The organism is Cobetia sp. 1AS1, from assembly GCF_029846435.1.
Classification (GTDB): domain Bacteria; phylum Pseudomonadota; class Gammaproteobacteria; order Pseudomonadales; family Halomonadaceae; genus Cobetia; species Cobetia amphilecti.
Genome location: NZ_JARWKU010000006.1, coordinates 186,420 through 209,006, shown reverse-complemented (window position 1 = coordinate 209,006; position 22,587 = coordinate 186,420). Strand labels below are relative to the sequence as shown.

Below are 22,587 nucleotides of genomic sequence, written 5' to 3'. Positions count from 1 at the left end.
CGTTACTCGCCCTTGCGGTATTGCTCGACCAGGCCCATCAGCTCAGGCCCGAAGACGTCGGTGTACTCGGCCCAGACACCCTGCACCTTGGCATTGAAGGGCGCGGTGTCGACCTCGTTGACCTGCATGCCTGCCTCTTCCAGCTTGGCGACCAGCTCGGCGTCATCCTTCTGGGTCATCGCGCGCTGCTTGTCACGCCATTCGTCGGCGCTCTTCTGCACCGCGGCCTGATCCTGCTCGGAGAGCTGGTTCCAGGTGAAGTTGGAGATGGTCAGACACGCCGGTGCCCAGACGTGACCGGTGAGGGAGACGTAGTCCTGCACTTCGCTGAACGAGGAGGAATAGATGATGGCCAGCGGGTTTTCCTGGGCATCGAACACGCCCTGCTGCAGCGCGGAGTAGAGCTCACCGAAGGACAGCGGTGCTGGGCTTGAGCCCAGAGCGGTGAAGGTATCCAGACGCATCTTGTCCGGCGTGACGCGAATCTTGAGGCCGGCGAGGTCTTCCGGGGTGGTGATGGGGCCACGGTTGTTGGTGACGTGACGGAAGCCGTTTTCCCACCACGACAGGATCTTCATGTTGTGCTCGTCGGCGACATCCTCGAGCGCATCGCCCAGCTTGCCATCGTAGGCGGCGTAGGCGTGTTCGCGGTCCGGCCAGGAGTAGGGCAGTTCGACGATGCCGAAGCGGGCATCCAGCGGCTGGAAGGAGCCACAGCCGATCACGCCAGCCGGCACGCTGCCGATCTGCATGCCTTCCACGACCGTCTTCTCGTTGCCGAGCTGTCCGCTGGGGAAGACCTGGAAATTGACGCGGCCATCAGTGGCCTCGGCGACATCCTTGGCAAAACCTTCCGCAGCGATGTTCCAGCTATGGGTGGGCGCCAGCACGTGGCCGAGCTTGATATCCTGAGCCTGAGCGGCGCTCAGCGGCAGGATAGCGGTAGCGGCAATTGCAGCGGTCAGCAGGGTACGCTTCATCGGGACACCTCTTGGAGTTGTTATCGTTGTGACAGGCGCCTCTGTGTGCGCCTTGATCCAAGAGTGTGTTCTGTTCGTGTATTTCGGTAGTTTCGATTTTTTATTCTTGGTATTAACCAGATTTATGCTGGGTCTGGACGGCTCGCCAATCAGGTAGTCCAGTCCTTTGATATACCGTTACCTTGCTGTGCTACTCATTGCGGTTCTGGCAGGCCTGAGAGAAGCACAGTCATCGGTATACGCAACACAAGGCGCCCGCGAAGAGACGTGTCTTCGCGGGCGATGAGATATCACTGAGGCGGCTTGGTTGGCGCCTGAATGGCGCCTGACTGTCGTTTAAGAGCCGCTCTCGGGTCAGGCCACCGCCTTGTCCAGTGCCTGGCTGACATCGGCAATGATGTCGTCGATATGCTCGATCCCCACCGAGATGCGCACCAGATCCGTCGAGACGCCGGCCTTGGCCAGTTCTTCCTCGTTGAGCTGGCGGTGAGTGGTGGAGGCCGGGTGGCAGGCCAGCGACTTGGCATCGCCGATATTGACCAGGCGCAGAATCATCTGCAGCGCATCGATGAACTTGCCACCGGCGATGCGTCCGGCTTCGGCCTTGTCGTCACCTGTCGCGTTCGTCTTGATGCCGAAGCTTACGATGCCGGAGGCCTTGCCGCCGGTGATCTTCTGGCAGGTGGCGTGATAGGGACTGTCGGGCAGCGCGCCGTAGTTGACCCAGCTGACGCTCGGGTGCTGCTGAAGATATTCGGCCAGCGTGAGCGCATTGCTGCAGTGGCGCTCCATGCGCAGGCTGAGGGTTTCCAGGCCTTGCAGCAGCAGGAAGGCGCTCTGCGGTGACAGCGCCGCGCCGGTATTGCGCAGCGGCACCACACGGCAACGCCCGATGTAGGCGGCCGGGCCAAAGGCTTCGGTATAGACGACGCCGTGGTAGGAGGGGTCCGGCTCGTTGAGAATCGGGAAGCGCTCCTTGTTGGCGACCCAGTCGAACTTGCCGGAATCGATGATGATGCCACCCACGGTGGTGCCGTGGCCGCCGATGTACTTGGTCAGCGAGTGGATCACGATATCGGCGCCGTGATCGAAGGCGCGGCACAGCACTGGCGTGGCGACGGTGTTGTCGACGATCAGCGGCACGCCATGCTGGTGGGCGATCTCGGCCAGGCGCGCGAGATCGACGATGTTGCCGGCCGGGTTGCCGATGGACTCGCAGAAGACGGCGCGAGTCCTGTCATCGATCAGCGCCTCGAGGCCGGCGAAGTCATCGAAGGCCGCCATGCGCACCTCCACCCCCTGACGCGGCAGGCTATGGGCGAACAGGTTGTAGGTGCCGCCATACAGCTGGCTGGTGCTGACGATGTTGTCGCCGACCTGCACCAGCGCCTGGATGGCATAGGTGATCGCCGCCATGCCGGAAGCCACCGCCAGCGCCGCGATACCGCCCTCGACGGCGGCCATGCGCTGCTCCAGCACGTCATTGGTCGGATTCATGATGCGGGTGTAGATGTTGCCCGGCACCTTGAGATCGAAGAGGTCCGCGCCGTGCTGGGTGTCATCGAAGGTGTAGGAGGTGGTCTGGTAGATCGGTACCGCCGCCGCCTTGGTGGTGGCTTCCGAGGTATAGCCGTGATGCAGGGCGAGGGATTCCAGCTTCATGTTGTCAACCGACATGACAGTGTCCTTGTGCGAGAGCGTGGCGAGATCTTGTTGTTCATGATGTTCAGTTCTTGCTGTTGTCGTTCTTTCGTATGCGGCTGCGGTCTGCCTGCACCGCCAATAGGGTGCATGCCGCAACGACGCTCAACATTAGCAACGGGTCATCGCCAAGTCCAAGCGTCGCTACGCCGGCACCACCGGCCGCTGACTGGGCGGCACGCCGAACTGGCGGCGAAAGGCGGTGGCGAAGTTGGCCGCGCTGCGATAACCCGCCAGTTCGGCTGCGGCTTCAATCGTCAGCTTGCGGTCCTGCAGCAGATTCGCCACTCGGGTCAGTTGCCGCCGTCGCAGGTCCTGCGCCAGGGTCTGGCCGTAGGCGTCGCGATAGCGGCGCTGCAACTGGCGCACGCTCATGCCCAGCCGCGCCGCCATCTCCGCCTGACTCAGATAGGCGGCTTCCCCGCTGTGTATCCAGTCTTCCAGCCTTGCCGCCCAGTGCTCGCCAAGCCCTTCGGGAGTCGGGTGAGAAAGAGAGGCGCTGGCCGCCAGACATTCGCTGATCACTTCCAATGCCAATGACTCGATGCCGAGGCGCAGCGCCAGCGTCCCCGGCCGTTGGCGGCTGAATTCCTCCAGTCGCTCGATCAGACGCGCAGACGGCTGCCAGGCGTAATGGGCCAGATGCCGCGTCTCGGGCATCAGCTGGCTGGCGCGTGACACCCCCAGATGCAATTTCAGCCATGCCGGCGTCAGCGACAGGATGGCGCTGTGCTCCTGCGCGCCTTTCACGCTCTTGAGCGCGAATTCCGTCACCTCATCGAGGGCGATGCATAGCGCGCGCCCCGGTGCCAGTGCATGGCTGTCCGGGCCAAAACTGACCTTCGGCTCCCCGCGCCACACCACGGCGATCTTGAGGGACGGCTCGATACGGGAGCGGATCATCAGATCGGCACGTTTGCGCACGCGGTTGAGGCGCATGAACAGGCCGGGCTGAGCCTCGTGCAGATGCATGTTGCCGATCAGCGCGCCATCGCCAGACTGGCCCTCGGCAGGCTCGCACTGGTGGTCGCTGGTCAGGGCACGCGCCATGCGGTGGACGTGTTCCAGCTCGATGATCCTGTGCCTTGCGCTCTCGCTTGAGGGCGAAGCGGAAAGCGCATCAGAAGTCGTCGTGACACCGCCAGCGCGGCCAGAAAGGGAGGTAAGGCTCATCTTGTCGCACCTGCAAACATCAGGAAGGGTTCCGCAAAGGTTTTTGTCGTCGTGGAGTGCCAAAATGCCCCGTCAATGCATCAAATGCAAATAATTATCATTAGTGGCGATGGGCAGTGAGCACAAGACAATGAGCACGAGGCAAGGGGACATGATGAAGAAGATGAAGACTCGGGGAGGCGTGCTGTGTGGGGCAGGGGCGCGTCGTTTGATGCTCGGGGCGGGCGTGGTGCTGGTCAGTCTGCCGGTGCAGGCGGATGAATCGACGCTGGTGCTGGATACGCAGCGGGTCACTGGTCTGCGTCTGTATGACATGGCCTCCAGTGAAGAAAGTGGTGGCTACAGCGTGGATGCCGCCACGGTGGGTTCCAAGGTACCGGCCTCGCTGCGCGACATCCCGCAGTCGGTCAGCGTCGTGACCCATGACGCCATCGAGGACCAGAACTTCATCACCCTGGATCAGCTGGCGGCGCGTACGCCGGGTGTGCGGGTGCTGAACAACGACAGTGGCCGCTCGTCCATCTTCGCGCGTGGCTATGAGTACGATGCCTACAGCATCGATGGCCTGTCCGCACCGATGTCGAGCCTGACGGGCTCGGTGCCTTCGCTGACCGCCATCGATCGGGTCGAGGTCATGCGCGGGCCATCCGGCCTCTTCAACAGCACCAGTGAGCTGGGCGGGGTCATCAATCTGGTGCGCAAGCGCCCGACCGATACCTTCCAGGGCTCCATCAGCGGCAGTGTCGGCACGCTGGATGACAGAAGCGTCAGCGTCGATATCTCCGGGCCCATCGATGAGCAGGGCCGTATCCGCGGGCGTCTGGTGACCCGCTCCACGGAGCAGGCGCAGTGGGTCGATGACAACGACAACACGCTGAATGATTTCTATGGCGCGCTGGATATCGATCTGGATGAGAACACCGAGCTGTCACTGGGCGTGATCCACAACACCAAGGACATCACCGTCAATCAGGGTCAGCCGGTGGGCAGCGATGGCGACTTCACCTACGCACGAAGTTCGGCCTTCTATGGTGCGGACTGGAACAGCTTCGAGAGCGACTCCACCGATGTCATCGCCGAGCTGACCCACCACTTCAGTTCGCGCGGTTATGGACGTCTGGCGGCGCGTTACAGTGATCGCAATGCCGATTACGAGTACGCCTACAGTGGCTCCGCGCTCAGTGACAGCGGCGACATGAGCAGTGTCGCGGGCTATGCCGGTTTCACCGATGAGACCTCGGTGAGCGTGGATGCCAGCTACACCCAGGGCTTCGATGCCTTCGGCAACCAGAACGAATTCGTGGTCGGCGTCGACTACAAGACCTCAGAAGCGGACACCACCGCGGCGCGCACCAGCGACCTGACCGGCTCCAGCGCCAGCATCAGCGAGCTGAACAACCTGGCCTATGTGGACATTCTCGGCAACGCGCGTGACGGCGTCAGTGGCTATAGCCTGTCGCGCACCGAGACCACCCTCGAAGAACAGGGCCTGTACGGCAAGGTGACGCTGCGTCCCGTGGCGCCGCTGGCCGTGATACTGGGCGCGCGGGTCAGCCATTTCTCGGCGGAATCCGAAGACAGGATCAATGGCGGCAGCAGCGACATGCAGGACACCGCCGTCACGCCCTACGGCGGACTCGTGTACGACCTGGACGCCGATCACTCCGTCTATGCCAGCTACTCCAAGGTCTTCGAGCCTCAGACCAGTGAAGGCGAGGACGGGGACCTGATCGACCCGCGGGAAGGCGAGCAATACGAGATCGGCATCAAGGGCAGCTATCTGGATGGCGCCCTCAATGCGCGCATCAGTGGCTTCCAGCTGACCGACAGCCACCGCGCGGCATCCTCCACCGACAGCAGCGTCGATTACTCGGTGGATTCCGGCAAGATGCGCATCACCGGTGCGGAGCTTGAGCTGGCCGGCAACATCACGCCGCAGTGGGATGTCATCTTCGGCTACACCTACATGGACTCCGAGGTTCTGGAGGCCGGAAGCTCCGATACCTTGCTGATGCTGATGCCCAACAACATGGTCAATCTGTGGACCCAGTATCGCTTCGAAGGCAACCTGCTGGACGGCGTATCCGTCGGTGCCGGCATGACGGCGCTGAGTGATTTCGACAATACCCAGGGCACCATCCATGCACCGGGCTATGCGGTATTCGATGCCATGCTCGGTTACCAGTTCACGCCACGACTCAGCGGCCAGCTGAACGTCTACAACCTGTTCGACCGCGAATATTACGTGCGCGCCGGCTCTGCCAGTGTCTTCAACTTCGTGGGACGCCCGGCCAGCGCCGTCGCGACCATGAAGTATGAGTTCTGATGGTGAGTCTCGGATTGCGAGCGCGCATGAGGCTATTCGCCCGGCTACAGGTATGGGGACTCATCATGCTGACATCCGGTACTGTCAGCTTGCAGGCCCTTGCCATGACTCACGCCGCTGATGAGGCGCTGCCAGGCACTACGACCTCCTTCACCCAGCATTCGCGTCTCACGGGGCACGATTATCTGATCCAGGTGGCATTGCCCAGGGTCGCGCCGCCTCCGGGAGGTTATCCCGTGCTGCTGGTACTGGACGGAAATCGCCATCTCGATCTATTCACGGCGGCGCGCGACATATTGGGCCGTCGCGGCTTTGACAAGGCACCGGCGAATCTCGCCATCGTCGCGGTCGGCTATGCGGGCAGTGACGATCAGGCAGAGGCGACGCGTACCACCGTCACGACACTGCGCAACAAGGACTTCACGCCACCGCTCACCAGCGGCACCGCACCTGAAGGCACGGGGGGTGGGGCGCAGTTTCTGGCCTATCTGACGCAATCCCTGCCGCCTGAACTGGCCTCACGTTATCCGCTCGATCTCGAACGTCCAGCGTTGGTCGGTCACTCACTCGGCGGCCTGTTTGCACTCCATGCCCAGCAGCAACAGCCAGAAGCGTTCGGCGCCATCTTCGCGATCAGCCCCTCGCTGTGGTGGCTGCAGGAGAATGACCAGGCCAACTGGCCGCTGCGTCTTGCCTGCTCCGAGGCGGCGGGCCCAGTATTGATTGCCGCTGGCGGACGCGAGCAATCGCCGCAGCCACAGCGCAATGACCCAAAGCGGGACAGGATGCGTGTCCAGCGCGCGATGATCGACAACGCCCATGCCTATGCGCGCCAGTTGGGCGAGCGCTGCCCGCAGACCCAGGTGCAATGGCGGCGTTATGCAGGCGAAGACCACGGCAGCGTGATGTGGCCCGCGGCGCGCTCGGTGATGGAAATGTTGTTGGAGTCACGCTGATCAGGCTTGCCTGCGCGAAAGTGCATGTGAAAGGAAGCAGCTAGACAGTAAAGACACGACGGCGGCATCAGCGTGAGACGTTTTGTCCTTGCTGATGCCGCCGTCGTCTTGTTTCAGCGCTTGTTTCAGAGCAGCTTGTGTCAGAGCGGTCTATAACAGCGCGGTTTGTATCAGAGCAACGCTTACATCACCGCACGTACCGCCAGGAACAGCACCGTCGGGGCGAGCAGGATGCCCAGGCCGGTGTAGAAGGTGGCCGTCATCGCGCCGTAGGGCACCAGGCGGGCATCGGTGGCGGCGAGACCGGCCGCGACACCGCTGGTGGTGCCGATCAGGCCACCGAAGATCATCGCGGAACGCGGGTTGTCGAGCCCGATCAGGCGCGCTGTCATCGGCGTGGCGACCATGGTCAGGATCGACTTCACCAGTCCGGCGGCGATCGACAGCGCGACCACTTCGGAGCTTGCCCCCAGGGTGGCACCGGTGACCGGGCCGACGATGTAGGTGACCGCGCCCGCGCCGATGGTGGTGATATCGACAGGATCGGTATAGCCGAAGGCAATGGCGACACCCCCACCGGCGATGAAGGAGATCAGCACGCCGACAAACAGCGCCACGACCCCACGAAAGCCGGTCTGGCGGATTTCCTTGAGGTTGACGCCGTAGGCGGTGGCGATGATCGCGAGATCACGCAGCATGCCGCCGCCCATCAGGCCAAGCCCCGAGAACAGCGTGACATCCGAGAGCCCCTTGCTGCCGCCGGTGGTCGCGCCGCCCACATAGGCCAGCACCAGGCCGAGGATGATGGCGATGGCGGAGCCGTGCAGCTTGCCGTGGGTCAGGTTATTGCTGATCCAGTAGGCGACATACATCGCCAGGCCGATCACGGCGAAGGCGGCGACCAGATGATACTTGTCGAACAGTTGGACGAGTGACTCGATCATGGTTCAGCCCTCAGTGTTTGTGCGCAGGAGTGGAGGAGGTGTGGCGGCTGCGGTCCAGCACCGGCGCCCCCGTCGTCACTGAGGTTCCGGTCGGCGTATAGCGGGTATCGCCGGCGAGCGGGTCATCTTCCAGCGCATTCTCGGGGCGCTTGCCGGTCAGCAGCGGCACGAGGGCCAGCCCCAGCACCACGGCCAGCACGCCCGCCACCAGCGCGACCATGCCGCCGCTGAAGGCCGCGACCACGTTCTGGCTGGCGGCCATCGCAACCACGATGGGGATGTACATCGCGTTCCAGAAATTGATGCCGCTGGCGGTGCTGTCGGCCATCTTGCCGCGGTCCTTCAGCACGCCGGTGATGAAGATGAGCAGCAGCATCGCGATGCCGACGCCGCCGAGATTGGAATCGATATTGAGCATTTCTCCGAGCAGATCACCGATCACGAGACCGGCCATCATGCACCCTGCGAGCAGGGCTACTCCGTAGATCACCATGGCGTAATACCTTCTTGTTGTTGTGGTGAAGTGGTGGTGAATCAGTGTGGCGTCTTGTCGTCTTTCTGATGTATCTAACTTATCTCTTTCTCCAGGTTGGCTAGCCTGGCTTTACGTGTCTTGTGTCTGACTATTGCGCGTCCTTTACCTGTCATTTGTCTGGCCTTTGCAGGGCTTGAGGGTGAGTGAACCCACCGGCATGACGTGATGGCGTCACGCCATGCCGCTGGCACGAATGTATCGGGGGTCAGGCCTGGCTGTGGTGGCTCAGCCGTGTGAGCGGGCCGGCTCAGGTGCGAACAGCTCGGCATACTCCTCGCGCAGCTGTTTCTTCTGCACCTTGCCCATCACGTTGCGTGGCAGGCTGTCGATGAAGAACACGCGCTTGGGCTGCTTGTAGCGGACCAGCTTGTCGCTGAGGGCGACCAGCACCGCCGCTTCATCGAGACTGTCCTGGTGGCCGGGCTGCATCACCACCACCGCGCAGACGCCCTCGCCGAAGTCCGGGTGGGGCACGCCGAACACCGCCGATTCGTTGACGCCGGGCATGTCATCGATCAGCAGCTCCACCTCCTTCGGGTAGATGTTGTAGCCGCCGGAAATGATCAGGTCCTTGTCGCGGCCGCTGATGCACAGATAGCCATCGGCATCGATATGGCCGAGATCGCCGGTGATGAAGAAGCCATCCTCGCGGAATTCGCTGGCGGTCTTCTCCGGCATCTTCCAGTAGCCCTTGAAGACATTCGACCCACGTACCTCGATCAGGCCGGTCTCGCCACGCGGCAGGATGGCGCCTGTCTCGCGGTCGGTGACGCGCACTTCGCTGCCGGGCAGCGCCATGCCCACCGTGCCCGGACGGCGCTCGCCATCATAGGGGTTGGAGGTGTTCATGTTGGTCTCGGTCATGCCGTAGCGTTCGAGAATCGCATGGCCGGTACGTGCGCTGAATTCGCTGTGGGTCTCGCTGAGCAGCGGCGCGGAACCGGAGACGAACAGGCGCATGCTGGCGGTCGTCTCGCGATTGAGGCGCTCGGATTCCAGCAGGCGCGTGTAGAAGGTCGGCACGCCCATCAGCACGCTGGAGCGCGGCATCAGGTCGAGAATCTGCTCGGCATCGAACTTGGGCAGGAAGGTCATCGAGGCGCCGACGGTCAGCACGATATTGCAGGCCACGAACAGGCCGTGGGTATGGAAGATGGGCAGGGCGTGGATCAGGTGATCGGCCGCGCTGAAGCGCCAGGTCTCGGCCAGCGCCTGGCAGTTGGAGGCCAGGTTGGCGTGGGTCAGCATCGCGCCCTTGCTGCGGCCAGTGGTGCCGGAGGTATACAGAATGGCGGCGAGATCATCGGCGGTGCGTGGCTCGACCTCGTGGCTCGCGCTGCATTGGCGTGCCTGCTCCATCAGGCTGCCATCCTGCTCGGTACCGAGGCTCTCGACGCGCGGCACGCCGCATTGCTTGCCGAGTTCGCGTGCCGTCTCCAGCGCCTTGGGCTGGCAGACATACAGGTGCGGGCCGGCGTCGCCCAGGAAGTAGCGGATCTCCTCGCCGGTGTAGGCGGTGTTCAGCGGCAGATAGACCGCCCCGACCTGCAGGCAGGCCAGATACAGGATGACGGTCTCGCAGCTCTTGTCGATCTGCACTGCAACGCGGTCGCCCGGTGCCACGCCCAGCTCGCGCAGGGCACTGGCCATCTGGCCGGCGGCGGTGCGTGTCTGGGCGAAGGTGTAGCCGTGACCTTCGACGGTATCGAGGAAGGTGGCATCCGGGCGCTCATCGAAGTTGCGCGCGAATTGCAGATAGAGGTTGTCGTGGTTGGCGTGAGACATCGTTGGCTCCAATGGCGTTGTTTTTGTAGTGAGGCGTGCTCCGGCAGGCGGCGTGCCTGACGGGCGAATCATTTTTCGAGCGGCTTATTCTTTCAAAGACTCAGGCGCTTGCTTGCTGTCATTGTCATCAGCAGCCGGTTTCGGTGCTGGCGGCTGTTCGGCTGTTTTTGAGGGCAGAGGTGAACTGGACAGGGAATCGCTTTCCTTCCTGGCCTCGCGCTTGGGGGCCTTGGCCAGTTCCTTGTTGGCTTTCGACTCCTTCTTGACCTCGCTGCTGCACACCACGCTGTCGTTGCGGCTGAAGGCCTCGTGGTTCTGCTCGATGCGGTGCGGCTCATAGAGGTAATTCACCATCAGGCCGTGGGCCTGCTGGCGGCCATTGGGCGAGGTGTCGCCGGGCCAGTTGAGGCGATGCAGGCTGGCACCGTTGCCGAGGTGGAAGCGGGCGACCGGGTCCATCGGCTGACCGCTGCGATGCTTGACGTTGACCAGATAGTGGGCGGCGAGGGCACGCAGCTCCGGCGCCATCTTCTGCTGGGCTTCCTCGTCATTCATCCAGTCATCGTGCTGCAGGTGATGGGCCAGCAGGTCGGAGACTTCCAGGCCTTCCTCGTCACGCGCACGTTCGAGCCACTGACTGAAACCGGGCACCGGCGAGAGGGTGACGAAGCGGCTGAGGTTGGGCAATTCGCGTTGCAGCTCCTGCACGACCTGCTTGATCAGGAAGTTGCCGAACGAGATGCCTTTCAGGCCCTTCTGGCAATTGCTGATGCTGTAGAAGACGGCGGTATCCGCCTCGCGCTCGGTGGTCTGGCCGCTGTTGGCGAGCAGATGCTGGATGTTGTTGGGCACGCCCTTGCACAGCGCCACCTCGACGAAGATCAGCGGCTCATCGCCGATGGCCGGGTGGAAGAAGGCGTAGCAGCGGCGGTCCTCGGGGTCGAGGCGCCCGCGCAGGTCGCTCCAGTCCTGGATGGCATGCACCGCCTCATAGCGGATGATCTTCTCCAGCACCGCCGCAGGGGTGTTCCAGTCGATGGCCTCCAGCATCAGGAAGCCGCGATTGAACCAGGAGGCGAACAGGTGCGCGAAGTCGGCATCCAGCGGTTTGAGCTCCGGATGCTGTTTGATGAGCTTGAGCAGGTCGGCGCGCATGCGCACGATTTCATAGGTGCCGCCGGGGCACAGGTTCAGACGGCGCAACAGCGATTGGCGCCTGGGTTCGCTGGCGGCGAACAGCGTGCTCAGGTTGGCGTTGTCCGGGGATTCACGATAGGCCGCGTAGGCGGCGTGAATGCGTGCTTCATCGGCGGCGTAGTGCTCGGCCAGCACATGGAAGAAGGCGAGGCGCTGCTCGTGGTCCAGCTGCTGATAATCCTCCAGCGCCCGCTGGGCCATCATGATGCGCGAGGCTTCACCGCTGCTCTCGGTGAGGTTGTGGCAACTCTCGGTAAGACGGGCGAGGGCGGTGTCTTCATTGCCGGCGCCTGGCGAGAGGCCGACCTGCTGGCGGGCACGCTGGCCGACATGGGTCAGCAGATCCTGCAGAAAACTCAGATTGATGTTCATGGCGGTCTTCCTCAAGGCGCGAGACGCGAAGCTGTGATGATGGGTTCATATCCATTGCTCAGTATGGCGTCTGAGACTTGAATATTTGGCTTCGTCTTGTTGTATACAACAGATAGGCCTCTGGTGTGTTAGCGTCAAGTCCTGGCATGCCAGACACGACTAAAGTCAGTTTCCTGCGCGGCCACTTCCCCTGTTCAATGAAGGCAAGGGGACGAGGCAGCAACTGGCCTCATGGCCGGTTTGCATGTCTGTGAGGGGATTGAGGTGGAGGTCGGCAGGATTTGGCACCGTCGTCACCGCAACATGGCCGCAAGGCATCAGCACCAGTGCTCAGCATCAGCACTCAGCATCAGTACAAGGACGCCGCAGATGATCAAGATGTCCCACACCCAGCGCCTTCGCGATCTGCTCGAAGATGCCATCGTCGAAGGGCGCTTCCCGCCGGGGACCAAGCTCGATCCCGAGGCCCTGGGGCGCGAGTACCAATGTTCACGCACGCCGATCCGCGAGGCGCTGCAGCAGTTGGCCGCCTCCGGCATGGTGAAGGTGGTGCCCAAGCGCGGCACCTTCGTGACGCAGCTGGGCGTCTCGGAGCTGGTGGAACGCTTTGAAGTCATGGCGGAACTGGAAGCCATGTGCGGTCGACTCGCTGCGCGACGCATCACCACGCAGGAGCTTTCTGAACTCAAGGACGCCCACGCCGCCTGTCGTGAACGCCTGGAAGCCGACGACGCCAATGGCTACTACTACGAGAACGGCCTCTTTCATCACTGTCTCTACCGCGCCAGCCACAATGCCTTCCTCACCGAAGAAGCCACGCGCCTGCACGCCATCCTCAAGCCTTACCGCCGTCTGCAACTTCACGTCCGCCACCGCATGCACAGCTCCTACGCCGAACACGAAGCCATCGTCGCCGCCATCGAAGCCGGCGACGCCGCTGCTGCAGAACAGGCACTGAAGGATCACGTGCATATTCAGGGGGAGAGATTTACCGATCTAGTGGCGAATATTGAGAGAATTAGCTATATGAACCCTTTATGAAAGCTCTATAGATTCCATTCTAATTTAATTTGAGGCTGCCAAGTGGATAAAAACAAAGTTATTTATAATGAAGTTTCTGAAATGTATGATTTGCTAAATGGCTTGTCCAACTCTCCTTCTATAATAAGGTTTCCAGAAGAGTTGCAAGATTTATTGAATAATGTTGCAAAATCTATATCTAGATTCAAGCATGACTATGATAAATTAGATGATGCAGCTTATGTTCGGTCTATACGGAAAATATATGAGCTTAGTAATAAGTTGGGAGGGCAAATATTGGATAGATGGCCTGATGATGACAGGCTAGAGTTATTTGTAAACCGGTTTTCTTTGAGTTCAGAAAGAATATTAGATTTGCTCAATAACTACTACTCCACTATAGGTCATATTGAAAGCTCAGATGCAGTCAAAATAGAGTTAAGTAAAAGCTATAAAGAAATAGATGTTTTGAAGAAAATGCATATGGAGCGTGAAGAATATATAAGAGATAAGTTCAATGAGTATGAAGTTAGAATCGAGAAATTAAATTCCTCTTCTGTGGACTTAGAAGAAACATTAAAAGTACAAGTCCAAAAGGCTTTTGATTTATATGAAAGCTCACATGCTGAGCTTATCGAGAAAAAGAGGCAAGTGGATGATTTGTTGGGTGTTATCTCTGAAAGAGTAATTTCAGGGAATTTTGAGGAGAGCGCAAAAATAGAGGAAAAACAGGCAGATTGGCTTAGATACGCTGCACTAACTGTTATGGGTATAGTTGTCGTTATTGTTGCTATTAATTATTGGAGCATAAATGACGGAGAATTTGATTGGAGAGCCTTATTGTTTCGCATGGCTTTCATTACAGTTCTTACTATCCCTGCAGGATATATGGCGAGAGAATCTGGTAAACATCGTGAAAAACAATATGCATATCAACAAACCTCATTGGATTTAAAGTCGATAGATCCTTATATCGCACCTTTGCCAGACGCGCATAAGCATAAAATAAAATCAGAAATGGCCAGTCGCTTATTTGTGGCGCGTGAAAAAGGTGAGCAATCTAACGATAGCTTACCAGTAAATGCTCACGACTTATTGGCTGAGATTATCAAGAAAATAGACTTTAAGGATAAGTGATTAATGTGTTTTTACTATTTCTTGCTCAGTTTATACATAGCTTTTTATGTTAAATAGCTACGTCTAAAGTCATTATAAGAACTGTTCGTTAGGAGACGCAGTTATTTATTTATTATACAATTGATTGAATCCTTTGACGCTGAACCCCTTCAGGAACTGATCGCCAATTTTCAGGACAGGCACGCTGCGAAAGCCTGTCTTGGCGAATTCCTTCTGTCCCGCAGGAGATCGTACATCCACCAGGCGGAAGCCGATCTTCTGCTGCTCCAGATACTGCTTGGCTGTCTTGCAGTGTGGGCAGTTTGCCATGCTGAAGAGTGACACCCGTTTCATTGCTGTTGCTCCCGTGTTGATCGATCCCGCGCGTTGTAGGCACTTAGCCTGAGATACTGGCGGGCAATAATACCAGCCGTCGTTCTCTCTCTACACCAGCACTTCCTGCGCCAGCACCGCTTGCACCAGCACCGCTTGCACCAGCACTTCATGCACCAGCACTTTCCATATCGGACGGTGTGAAGGTCACTCCTTGCGCGGGATATGGCTCATCGCATGTTCCGCCAGGGCGGTGATGGTCAGGCTGGGATTGACGCCCAGGTTGGCGGCGAGCATCGAGCTGTCACAGATCAGCATATTACGGTAATGGAAGACACGATTCTGGCCATCGCAGACGCCTTCCTCGGGGGAGGCCGCCATGGCAGCGCCGCCCATGCAGTGCGCCGTGGTCGGGATGTTGAAGAGTATCTCGGGGATGCTGCTGCCGGGGATGGCGCCGATGGCCTCTGCGCCACGCGTGACGAAATCATTCGCCTCGGGAATGAAGGTCGGGATGCGCTTGCCCTCGGTGACCAGCGCCTTGCGCAGCGGCCAGTACCACAGGCGTTTGAGCTGCATGTTGAGGTGGCCATCCGCCGTCTGCATGCACAGAAAGATGATCGTCTCCTTCGCGAAGCCCCACGGCAGTTGGAATTTCAGCGCCCGGCGCGGATTGGCCGCCACCACCTTCGCCATTGCCTTGAGCCATGAGAACGGGCGAGTCCAGCCGGGCTTGCCCCTGGCCATCGTGGTGAACAGCAGGCCCATGAAGTCGGAGCCCGCCGGATAGCGCGTGGCTTCGATATGGGTGTGCTCATCGATATGAATGCCGGAGCCGATGGCGATGCCCTTGGACATGTCATCGGGACTGTCCGGCATGCGACAGCTGATCAACGACTCCGCATTGGTACGCACCCGCTTGCCCAGCGCGTTCGAGATGTTCGGCAATGAACGCTTGTCCCTGAGGTGGAACAGCAACTCCTGGGTGCCGAGCGACGAGCCTGCGAAGACGATGGACTGACAGGTGATACGGCGCTTGCCCAGCCCGAGATAGAGCCCGGCGAAGGTGGAGGGCACCGTCGTCACCACATAGCCATCGGCCCCATCCGCCTTGCCATTGAGCGGCACGACATCGATCACCTTGGTCTCGGCGTGTACCTGGGCGCCGTGCTTCTCTGCCAGATACAGATAGTTCTTGTCGAGGCTGTTCTTGGCGCCGTGTCGGCAGCCCATCATGCAGCCACCGCAACCGATGCAACTGCGTCTATCAGGACCTTCGCCATCAAAGTAGGGGTCTGCATGCGCGCTACCGGCGGCTGGCGTGCCGCTTTCTCCCTCGGGGCCGAAGAAGATGCCGACCTCGGTGGGGTACCAGGTGTCTTCGCAGCCGGCGACTTCCGCCATGCGTTTCAAGTGGCGATCGGCTGGCGCGATGATCTGATTGGTCGTCACGCCGAGCATCTGCTTCGCCGTGGCGTAGTGCGCCGGCATCACCGTATGCCAGTCATTGAGCCCCGCCCACTGGCCGTTGTCCCACACCCTGTCGGGCGGCATCAGCAACGTCTGCGCATAGGTGATGGAGCCTCCGCCCACCGCGTTGCCGTGCAGCACGATGACATGGCGGAAAAAGCTCATGGTGAAGAAGCCGCGCAGGCCCAGCATCGGCCGCCACAACCAGCGACTCAGCCGCCAGTTGGAGCGCGGCATGTTGTCCGGTGTCCAGCGCTTGCCCTGTTCCATGACCGCCACGCGGTAGCCTTTCTCGGTCAGGCGATGCGCGCACACCGAGCCGCCAAAGCCCGAGCCCACGATGAGGTAGTCGTAGTTGTGCTTATGGCCGTGCTTATGGGCGTGCTTATGGACGTGCGCCTGTTGCGCGGTGTCACTGGCGTGGCGATCGGTGTCTGACATGGCGGCTCTCTATAGGGAAGCGCTGCTCTCAGCAGGAAAGACCCCCTCGTATGGCGCTGGCAGGGCGACTGCCTTCTGGATGCTGGCGAGCGGGCTAGCTAGCGAGGAGAGTACTGCGCCAGCTGCCGGACGATCAGATCGACGAAGCCCTGGCGCTCGATATCGAACAGCACTCTGGCGTTGTGCGGCTTGCCGGTGAGCTGATAGCGGTCCACCACCGTCATGCCCTGGGTGTGCTCGCCCTGTGTCTCGACGCCGACCCAGCACTCCACCGTGGTGAACAGCTCAGGCGCCAGCAGCCAGGCGATGGTGCAGGGATCATGCAACGGCGCGCCGTTGAAGCCCCACTTCGGATCGCGATGGTAGATCATGAAGAAGTCGAGCAGCTCCGCGACACACTGGGCGACGGGATTGTCGATGGCGCGGATGCGCTCGATGTCCTCATCCATGATCTGCGCCTGATGGGTGACATCCAGCCCGCACATCACGATGGGCAGGCCGGACTTGAACACCATGTCGGCGGCTTCGGGGTCGACGAAGATGTTGAACTCGGCGGCGGGTGTCCAGTTGCCGACACCGGCCGCGCCGCCCATCAGCACGATGCTGTCGATGCGCGGGTGCAGCTCGGGGTAGGCTGAGAGAAACAGCGCGATGTTGGTCAGCGGGCCAGAGGGCACCAGCGTGACCTTCTGCTCACAGGCGCGGACCTTCTCGGCCATCAGCTCGATGGCGCTCTGGGTGACGGGGGCAAAGCCGGGGCCTGGCAGTTCAGGGCCATCCAGGCCACTTTCGCCATGCACGTTGTCGGCGATGATCAGCTCGCGCGCCAAGGGCTTGGGCGCACCGCCGGCGACCGGAATGTCGTGGCGGCCCAGCAGGGTGAGCACCCGCAGTGCATTGTTGAGCGTCTTGTCGGGCGTCTGATTGCCGGCGCTGGTGGTGACGGCGAGGACGTCGAGCGCATCTGAGCTCAGGGCCAGAATCAGCGAGATGGCATCGTCGTGGCCGGGATCGCAATCGAGAATGATGGGGCGCGGCATGCAGCAGTCCTTGTCGTTGTTGTCGTGGCTTGCCTCTAATAAGCTTTTCCTTTATGCCTGAACGCAAAACGACACGCCATTCTTGCGAAGGGCGTGTCGTCTGTCAGGGCAATCGGGCAATGCGGGGCGGATCAACCCGCCTGCTGAGCACGCGCCTCATTGAGCATCTGCACCAGCACTTCCACCGGCTGCGCGCCGGGCACGTAGTACTGGCCGACGATGGTGCTGGGCACCGACTGGATACCGGCGTTGCGCAGCGCCTCCTGCTGGGCGGCGACTTCCTGCTCGCCCGCGTCGGAATCAAGGAAGGCCAGCGCCTGCTCGATGCTCAGGTCGTCATCGTGCTGGCTTGCGATCTCGGCCAGCACCTGCCGGTCACCCACGTCCTTGCCATCGTGGAAGTAGGCGCTGAACAGGGCTTCCAGCAGTGGGCGCTCCGCCAGGCCCTTGGATTGCTGGTGCCAGACGATGCGCTGGGCATCGGTGGAGTTGGGCGTGCGCTCCATCAGGGCATGGCGGAAGGTGACGCCACTCTGCGCGCCGGCCTGGGCCACCTGGGCATCCAGTTCCGCGCCGCGCTCGACACTGCCGAACTTCTGCGCGCGGTAGTCGGCCCGCAGCATGCCTTCACGCGGCACCCACGGATTGAGCTGGAAGGGCAGGTAGTTCACGCGCACCTCATCCTTGAAGTCGAGTTGCGCGATGGCGTCATCGAGATGGCGCTTGCCGATCCAGCACCAGGGGCAGACCACGTCGTAGGCGACCTGGATATCGAGCTGTGACATGGGGATTCTCCTGCTGATCTCTCAAGCGCTCTTCACTACAGCGTGAAGGCCACGGTGAGAGCACGTCGAAAAGTGTACGTCGAAACAAGCACGTCGAAATGATTTTGAGCAATCGCTCATCAGTGTCCTGTCATCCTAGCGATTTGGGGCGCGGGACGCTAGCGAAAACGCCCTGACCGATCATGTGACATGACCGGACAGGGCGTTCGTGCTCAGCGCTGCGTATTCACTGCACCGAGCTCAGCACCTCAATCAACTCAGCGCCTTGCGCAGATCCGACAGGGCGCGGATGTCGTCCGGGCCGGTGCGGCAGCAGCCACCGATGGCCGTGGCGCCGGCGGCCAGCCAGCGCGGTGTCCAGCCGGCGAGATCATGATCGTGATCAAAGCTGTGGCCTTCGGCATCTACCGAGACGGCGCAGGCAGCAGACCAGGTCTTGGTAGCCGGATCATAGACCTCGCCGGAGTTCGGATAGATGACGATGTCCTTGTCCGTCTCGCCGCGAATCTCGCGCACCAGCGATTCGATGTGCTCAAGCGCAGTGCAGTTGACGCCGATGGCGACCACCTGCTCGCAGTCGGCGATGGCGCGCACGGCGTCACGGATCGGCGTGCCGTCGCTCAATTCGGTCGCGTTGCGCGCGCTGAAGGCGATCCAGGCACGCGCGGTCGGGAAGTCATCGCGCAGCAGGTCACACACGGCCAGTGCTTCCTCGGCGCAGGGCAGCGTCTCGACGGCGAGCACGTCCGGCTTGGCATCGAGCAGCGTGGCGAGGCGGGCACGGTGGAAGTCGCGCAGGCCGGCGCGGTCCAGCGCGTAGCCGCCACGGTATTCGCTGCCATCGGCGAGCCAGGCGCCATAGGGGCCGACGGAGGCCGCGACCAGCGGCGGGCAGTCCAGGCGCTCCGGGTGTGCGGCCAGATAGTCGCTGCGGGCCTGCGCCGCCAGGGTGACGGAGCGCTGGATCAGCGCGCTGGCCTGGGTCTCGCTCAGGCTGCGTGCCATCAGGCCCTCAAGCGTTGCCTGGTAGCTGGCCGTGGTGGCGACATCGGCACCGGCCTCGAAGTAGGCGCGATGGACATCGACGATCGCCTGGGGATCATCGGCGAGCACCTTGGCCGACCACAGCGAGTCGTTGAGATCGAACCCGGCACGCTCAAGCTCGGTGGCCAGGGCGCCATCGACGATCATGAAGGGCTGGCGCGCGGTGATGGCGCTCAGCGGATTGCGGGTGGCATCAGCGGGCATCGAGGGCCTCCTGCGGGGTCGGGTTTACAGATTTCGCGGCGTCACCAGACGTGCGATGGGTCAGATAGTGCACCAGATAGCACAGCGCCACGAAGGGCACGCCGAAGTAGAGCGCGATGCGCTGGTTGGGATCAAAGGCGATGCCGATGCAGGCCAGCGCGCAGAACAGGAAGGCGGCAATCGGCACGACGGGATACAGCGGCGCGCGGTAGGTCAGCTCGCTGGCGCTATGGCCGGCCTTCAGCCACTGGCGGCGGAAGCTGAACTGGCTGGCGGCGATCGCCATCCACACCAGCACCACGGCAAGCCCGGAAATTGACACCAGCGCCAGATAGAGGGTGTCCTCGGCATACACGCTGGAGAGCAGCGACAGCAGGCCGCCGAGCATGGTGATCAGCAGTGCGGGCACCGGAATGCCGCGCTGATTGACGCGACTGAACACGCGCGGCAGCGTCTTCTGGTCCGCCAGGGTCCACAGCATGCGCGAGGCGGCGTAGAGGCCGGAATTGGCCGCCGACAGCAGCGCGGTGATGATCACGAAGTTCATGATATCCGCCGCGTAGGGAATGCCGGTGAGCTGGAAGACCGCCACGAAGGGGCTTTCCTTGAGGCCGGCGCTGTCCTGCGGCAACAGGGCGGCGATGACGATGATGGTGCCGATGAAGAAGATGATCAGGCGCCACAGGGTCGCGCGGATCGCCAGGGGCACGTTCTTCTCTGGGTTCTCGCTTTCGCCGGCGGCGATGCCGATCAGCTCGGTGCCGGAGAAGGCGAAGCTGACGGCCAGCAGCGTCATCAGAATCGGCATCACGCCGTGATCGAACACGCCTTCCTGCAGGATGCGCGTGACGCCCGGCGCCTCGGCGTTACCCGCCAGGGGTGTGAAGCCGAACATGGCGGCGGCGCCCACCGCGATGAAGACGATCACCGCGGCGACCTTGATCAGCGACAGCCAGAATTCGGATTCGGCGAAGAAGCGCGCCGAGACGATGTTCATGCCGAACACGATCAGCGAGAAGATGCCGCACCAGATCCACGGTTCGACACCGGGGAACCAGCGCCCCATGAACACGGCGGAGGCGGTGAATTCCGACCCCAGCGCCACGGCCCAGGTCAGCCAGTAGAGCCAGGCCACGGTATAGCCGGTGGCAGGGCCCAGATAGCGGGTGGCGTGGGCGCTGAAGGCGCCGGGTTCCGGGTGATGCACGGCCAGTTCGCCGAGGCACATCATCACCAGATAGACCACCAGGCCGCCGATCAGATAGGCGAGTACCGCACCCGCAGGCCCCGCCTGCTGAATGGTATAGCCGGAGCTGAGAAACAGGCCGGTGCCGATGACACCGCCCAGCGACAACATCACCAGATGGCGCTGCTGCATGCTGCGTTTGAAGTCAGTGGCGTTGCTGTCAGACATGGTGGGTGTCACTCGTGGAGCTGATGATCTGACTGTCGCTCAGGCTGGTGATCAGAGCTTGCTCGTGCAGGCCGCGCTCGTACAGGCAGGGCGGATGGATGGACACATATGGCATGGCAGAAACCGGCTGGAGGTGGGAGGGAAACAGGCCGGATATGATAAATGAGCGATAAAGGCTATCCCAACAAATCATCAAGCCGATTGGCTATATATTTAGATGGGCAACTAACGGTGAGGTGCGCGATTGGTGGTTGAAGAACCCCGCAGTGGCAGGGCTTGGCGTGATAATTCATCTCACGCCTTGAAACAGGGTCGTGGCGCATATCGCCAGCCTTTTCACAATGATGGCGCCGCCTTTTCTCGTGTCATGTTGTGCGATGGCAGGTTGCAGAAAACGCAAAACGGCCACCCGAAGGTGGCCGCTGTTTTTCTGCATGCCTGCGCTAGACGTTCTGCGCCAGGCAAGCGATCAGGCGAGGCTTTCCAGCGCCTGCTCGATGATGGCGAGACCTTCCTCGAGCACTTCCGGCTCGACGGTCAGCGGCACCAGGATACGGATGGTGTTGGAGTAGAAGCCACAGGACAGCAGGATCAGCCCCAACTCCTTGGCCTTGGCACACACGGCCGCCGTCGCGGCGGGATCCGGCTTGCCATCAGCGTCCACCAGCTCGAAGGCGGCCATGGAACCCTGGTTACGTGAGTGCGCGACATGTGCGAAGCGTTCTTCCCACTGGGCGAAACGCGCGGCCAGTTGCTCGCCCATCTGGGTGCTGCGCTCCAGGATGTTTTCTTCACGGATGACGTCGATGACGGCCAGGGCCGCGGCGCAGGACAGCGGGTTGCCGCTGTAGGTGCCGCCCAGAGAGCCCGGGCCGGAGGCATCCATCACCTCGGCGGTGCCGACGACGGCCGACAGCGGCATGCCGTTGGCCAGGCTCTTGGCCATGGTCATGATGTCGGCTTCGACGCCACTGTGCTCCATCGCGAACAGCTTGCCGGTACGCGCGAAGCCGGACTGCACTTCATCGGCGATCAGCAGGATGCCGTGTTCGTCACACAGCTCACGCAGTGCGGTCAGGAAGCTTGGCGAGGCGATGTAGAAGCCGCCTTCGCCCTGCACCGGCTCGATGACGATAGCTGCGGTGCGGTGCGGTGCGATGTCAGTCTTGAACAGGGTGCGGATGGCGTTCAAGGACTGCTCTTCGCTGATGCCGTGAATCGGGGTCGGGTAGGGCGCACGGAAGATGTCACCCGGCATCGGGCCGAAGTCGTTCTTGTACGGCAGCACCTTGCCGGTCATCGCCAGAGTCATCATCGTGCGGCCATGGAAGGCGCCATCGAAGGTGATGACACCACTACGGCCAGTGGCGGCACGCGCGATCTTGATGGCGTTCTCGACCGCTTCCGCGCCAGAGTTGACCAGCAGGGTCTTGCGTTCCGGGCCACGCACCGGCGTCAGCTCGGCCAGCTTCTGGCTCAGTTGCACGTACGGGGCGTAGGAGATGACGCCCGCGGCGGTGTGCATGACCTTGTCGAGCTGGGCCTTGACGGCGGCGACGATCTTCGGGTGACGGTGACCCAGGTTGAGCACGCCGATGCCACCCGCGAAGTCGATCCAGCGGTTGCCGTCCGCATCCCAGATTTCCGCGTTCAGTGCGGTGTCGGCGAACTGCGGCGTGGCGGTGACGGCACCCTTGGCGACGTACTTGTGCTTGAGGACGTCGAGTTGTTCGTTGCTCAGCTGAGAGTGG

The 22,587-nt window shown here is 61.5% G+C and carries 19 protein-coding genes; 4 read left to right on the top strand and 15 right to left on the bottom strand.

The window, feature by feature from the left end; translation table 11 throughout:
* Positions 1-2: 2 nt before the first annotated feature.
* The 3 genes from QD280_RS12125 to QD280_RS12115 all read right to left on the bottom strand — a co-directional run bounded on the left by QD280_RS12125 (position 3) and on the right by QD280_RS12115 (position 3,854).
* Positions 3-980 carry a DctP family TRAP transporter solute-binding subunit gene (locus tag QD280_RS12125; RefSeq protein ID WP_054556958.1) on the bottom strand — a complete coding sequence of 326 codons (978 nt, stop codon included), beginning with the start codon at positions 978-980 and terminating at the stop codon, positions 3-5.
* Positions 981-1,334: 354 nt separating this feature from the next.
* A complete protein-coding gene (locus tag QD280_RS12120; protein WP_279839433.1) occupies positions 1,335-2,642 on the bottom strand; it encodes an aminotransferase class I/II-fold pyridoxal phosphate-dependent enzyme in 1,308 nt (435 codons plus the stop codon).
* 183 nt (positions 2,643-2,825) lie between these two features.
* Complete coding sequence (locus QD280_RS12115) at positions 2,826-3,854, bottom strand: helix-turn-helix transcriptional regulator (protein ID WP_279839401.1); 1,029 nt, start codon at positions 3,852-3,854, stop codon at positions 2,826-2,828.
* Between the two features lie 151 nt (positions 3,855-4,005).
* On the opposite strand from QD280_RS12115, the gene QD280_RS12110 reads away from it, so the two are divergent.
* Together QD280_RS12110 and QD280_RS12105 are read left to right on the top strand one after the other, a co-directional pair.
* Complete coding sequence (locus QD280_RS12110; protein ID WP_279839400.1) at positions 4,006-6,180, top strand: TonB-dependent siderophore receptor; 2,175 nt, start codon at positions 4,006-4,008, stop codon at positions 6,178-6,180.
* 104 nt (positions 6,181-6,284) lie between these two features.
* Positions 6,285-7,136: an alpha/beta hydrolase-fold protein gene (locus QD280_RS12105; protein WP_279839399.1), complete on the top strand. Its 852-nt coding sequence runs from the start codon at positions 6,285-6,287 to the stop codon at positions 7,134-7,136.
* 182 nt (positions 7,137-7,318) lie between these two features.
* Here the strand turns inward: QD280_RS12105 and madM are convergent, their stop codons facing one another.
* The 4 genes from madM to QD280_RS12085 form a co-directional block, all read right to left on the bottom strand.
* Positions 7,319-8,080 (bottom strand): malonate transporter subunit MadM, encoded by a 762-nt coding sequence (madM, locus tag QD280_RS12100; protein ID WP_054556957.1) that lies wholly within the window; start codon positions 8,078-8,080, stop codon positions 7,319-7,321.
* Between the two features lie 10 nt (positions 8,081-8,090).
* Positions 8,091-8,573 (bottom strand): malonate transporter subunit MadL, encoded by a 483-nt coding sequence (madL, locus tag QD280_RS12095; protein WP_279839398.1) that lies wholly within the window; start codon positions 8,571-8,573, stop codon positions 8,091-8,093.
* Positions 8,574-8,840: 267 nt separating this feature from the next.
* Positions 8,841-10,400 (bottom strand): malonyl-CoA synthase, encoded by a 1,560-nt coding sequence (locus QD280_RS12090; protein ID WP_279839397.1) that lies wholly within the window; start codon positions 10,398-10,400, stop codon positions 8,841-8,843.
* Between the two features lie 84 nt (positions 10,401-10,484).
* Positions 10,485-11,969 carry a malonyl-CoA decarboxylase gene (locus QD280_RS12085; protein ID WP_347881971.1) on the bottom strand — a complete coding sequence of 495 codons (1,485 nt, stop codon included), beginning with the start codon at positions 11,967-11,969 and terminating at the stop codon, positions 10,485-10,487.
* 369 nt (positions 11,970-12,338) lie between these two features.
* Here QD280_RS12085 and QD280_RS12080 point away from each other — a divergent pair, with 369 nt between their 5' ends.
* A complete protein-coding gene (locus QD280_RS12080; RefSeq protein WP_279839396.1) occupies positions 12,339-13,010 on the top strand; it encodes a GntR family transcriptional regulator in 672 nt (223 codons plus the stop codon).
* 42 nt (positions 13,011-13,052) lie between these two features.
* Positions 13,053-14,126: a hypothetical protein gene (locus tag QD280_RS12075; RefSeq protein WP_279839395.1), complete on the top strand. Its 1,074-nt coding sequence runs from the start codon at positions 13,053-13,055 to the stop codon at positions 14,124-14,126.
* Between the two features lie 105 nt (positions 14,127-14,231).
* Here QD280_RS12075 and QD280_RS12070 read toward each other — a convergent pair whose 3' ends face one another.
* The 8 genes from QD280_RS12070 to gabT all read right to left on the bottom strand — a co-directional run bounded on the left by QD280_RS12070 (position 14,232) and on the right by gabT (position 22,577).
* Complete coding sequence (locus QD280_RS12070) at positions 14,232-14,459, bottom strand: glutaredoxin family protein (protein ID WP_279839394.1); 228 nt, start codon at positions 14,457-14,459, stop codon at positions 14,232-14,234.
* A gap of 186 nt (positions 14,460-14,645) precedes the next feature.
* Positions 14,646-16,349 (bottom strand): GMC oxidoreductase, encoded by a 1,704-nt coding sequence (locus tag QD280_RS12065; protein ID WP_279839393.1) that lies wholly within the window; start codon positions 16,347-16,349, stop codon positions 14,646-14,648.
* 98 nt (positions 16,350-16,447) lie between these two features.
* Positions 16,448-17,389 carry a pyrimidine-specific ribonucleoside hydrolase RihA gene (rihA, locus tag QD280_RS12060; protein ID WP_279839392.1) on the bottom strand — a complete coding sequence of 314 codons (942 nt, stop codon included), beginning with the start codon at positions 17,387-17,389 and terminating at the stop codon, positions 16,448-16,450.
* Between the two features lie 131 nt (positions 17,390-17,520).
* The gene (locus QD280_RS12055) at positions 17,521-18,174 is read right to left on the bottom strand and encodes a DsbA family oxidoreductase (RefSeq protein ID WP_279839391.1); all 654 of its coding nucleotides are present in this window, start codon (positions 18,172-18,174) and stop codon (positions 17,521-17,523) included.
* Between the two features lie 252 nt (positions 18,175-18,426).
* On the bottom strand, positions 18,427-19,422 hold the full coding sequence (gene mmuM / locus QD280_RS12050; protein WP_279839390.1) for a homocysteine S-methyltransferase: 996 nt from the start codon (positions 19,420-19,422) through the stop codon (positions 18,427-18,429).
* Positions 19,412-20,836: an amino acid permease gene (locus tag QD280_RS12045; RefSeq protein ID WP_279839388.1), complete on the bottom strand. Its 1,425-nt coding sequence runs from the start codon at positions 20,834-20,836 to the stop codon at positions 19,412-19,414. The genes mmuM and QD280_RS12045 overlap by 11 nt, the downstream gene beginning before the upstream one ends.
* Positions 20,829-20,951 (bottom strand): hypothetical protein, encoded by a 123-nt coding sequence (locus tag QD280_RS12040; protein ID WP_279839386.1) that lies wholly within the window; start codon positions 20,949-20,951, stop codon positions 20,829-20,831. Before QD280_RS12040 ends, QD280_RS12045 begins: the two co-directional genes overlap by 8 nt.
* Before the next feature lie 354 nt (positions 20,952-21,305).
* Positions 21,306-22,577 carry a 4-aminobutyrate--2-oxoglutarate transaminase gene (gabT, locus tag QD280_RS12035; protein ID WP_279839431.1) on the bottom strand — a complete coding sequence of 424 codons (1,272 nt, stop codon included), beginning with the start codon at positions 22,575-22,577 and terminating at the stop codon, positions 21,306-21,308.
* Positions 22,578-22,587: the final 10 nt, after the last annotated feature.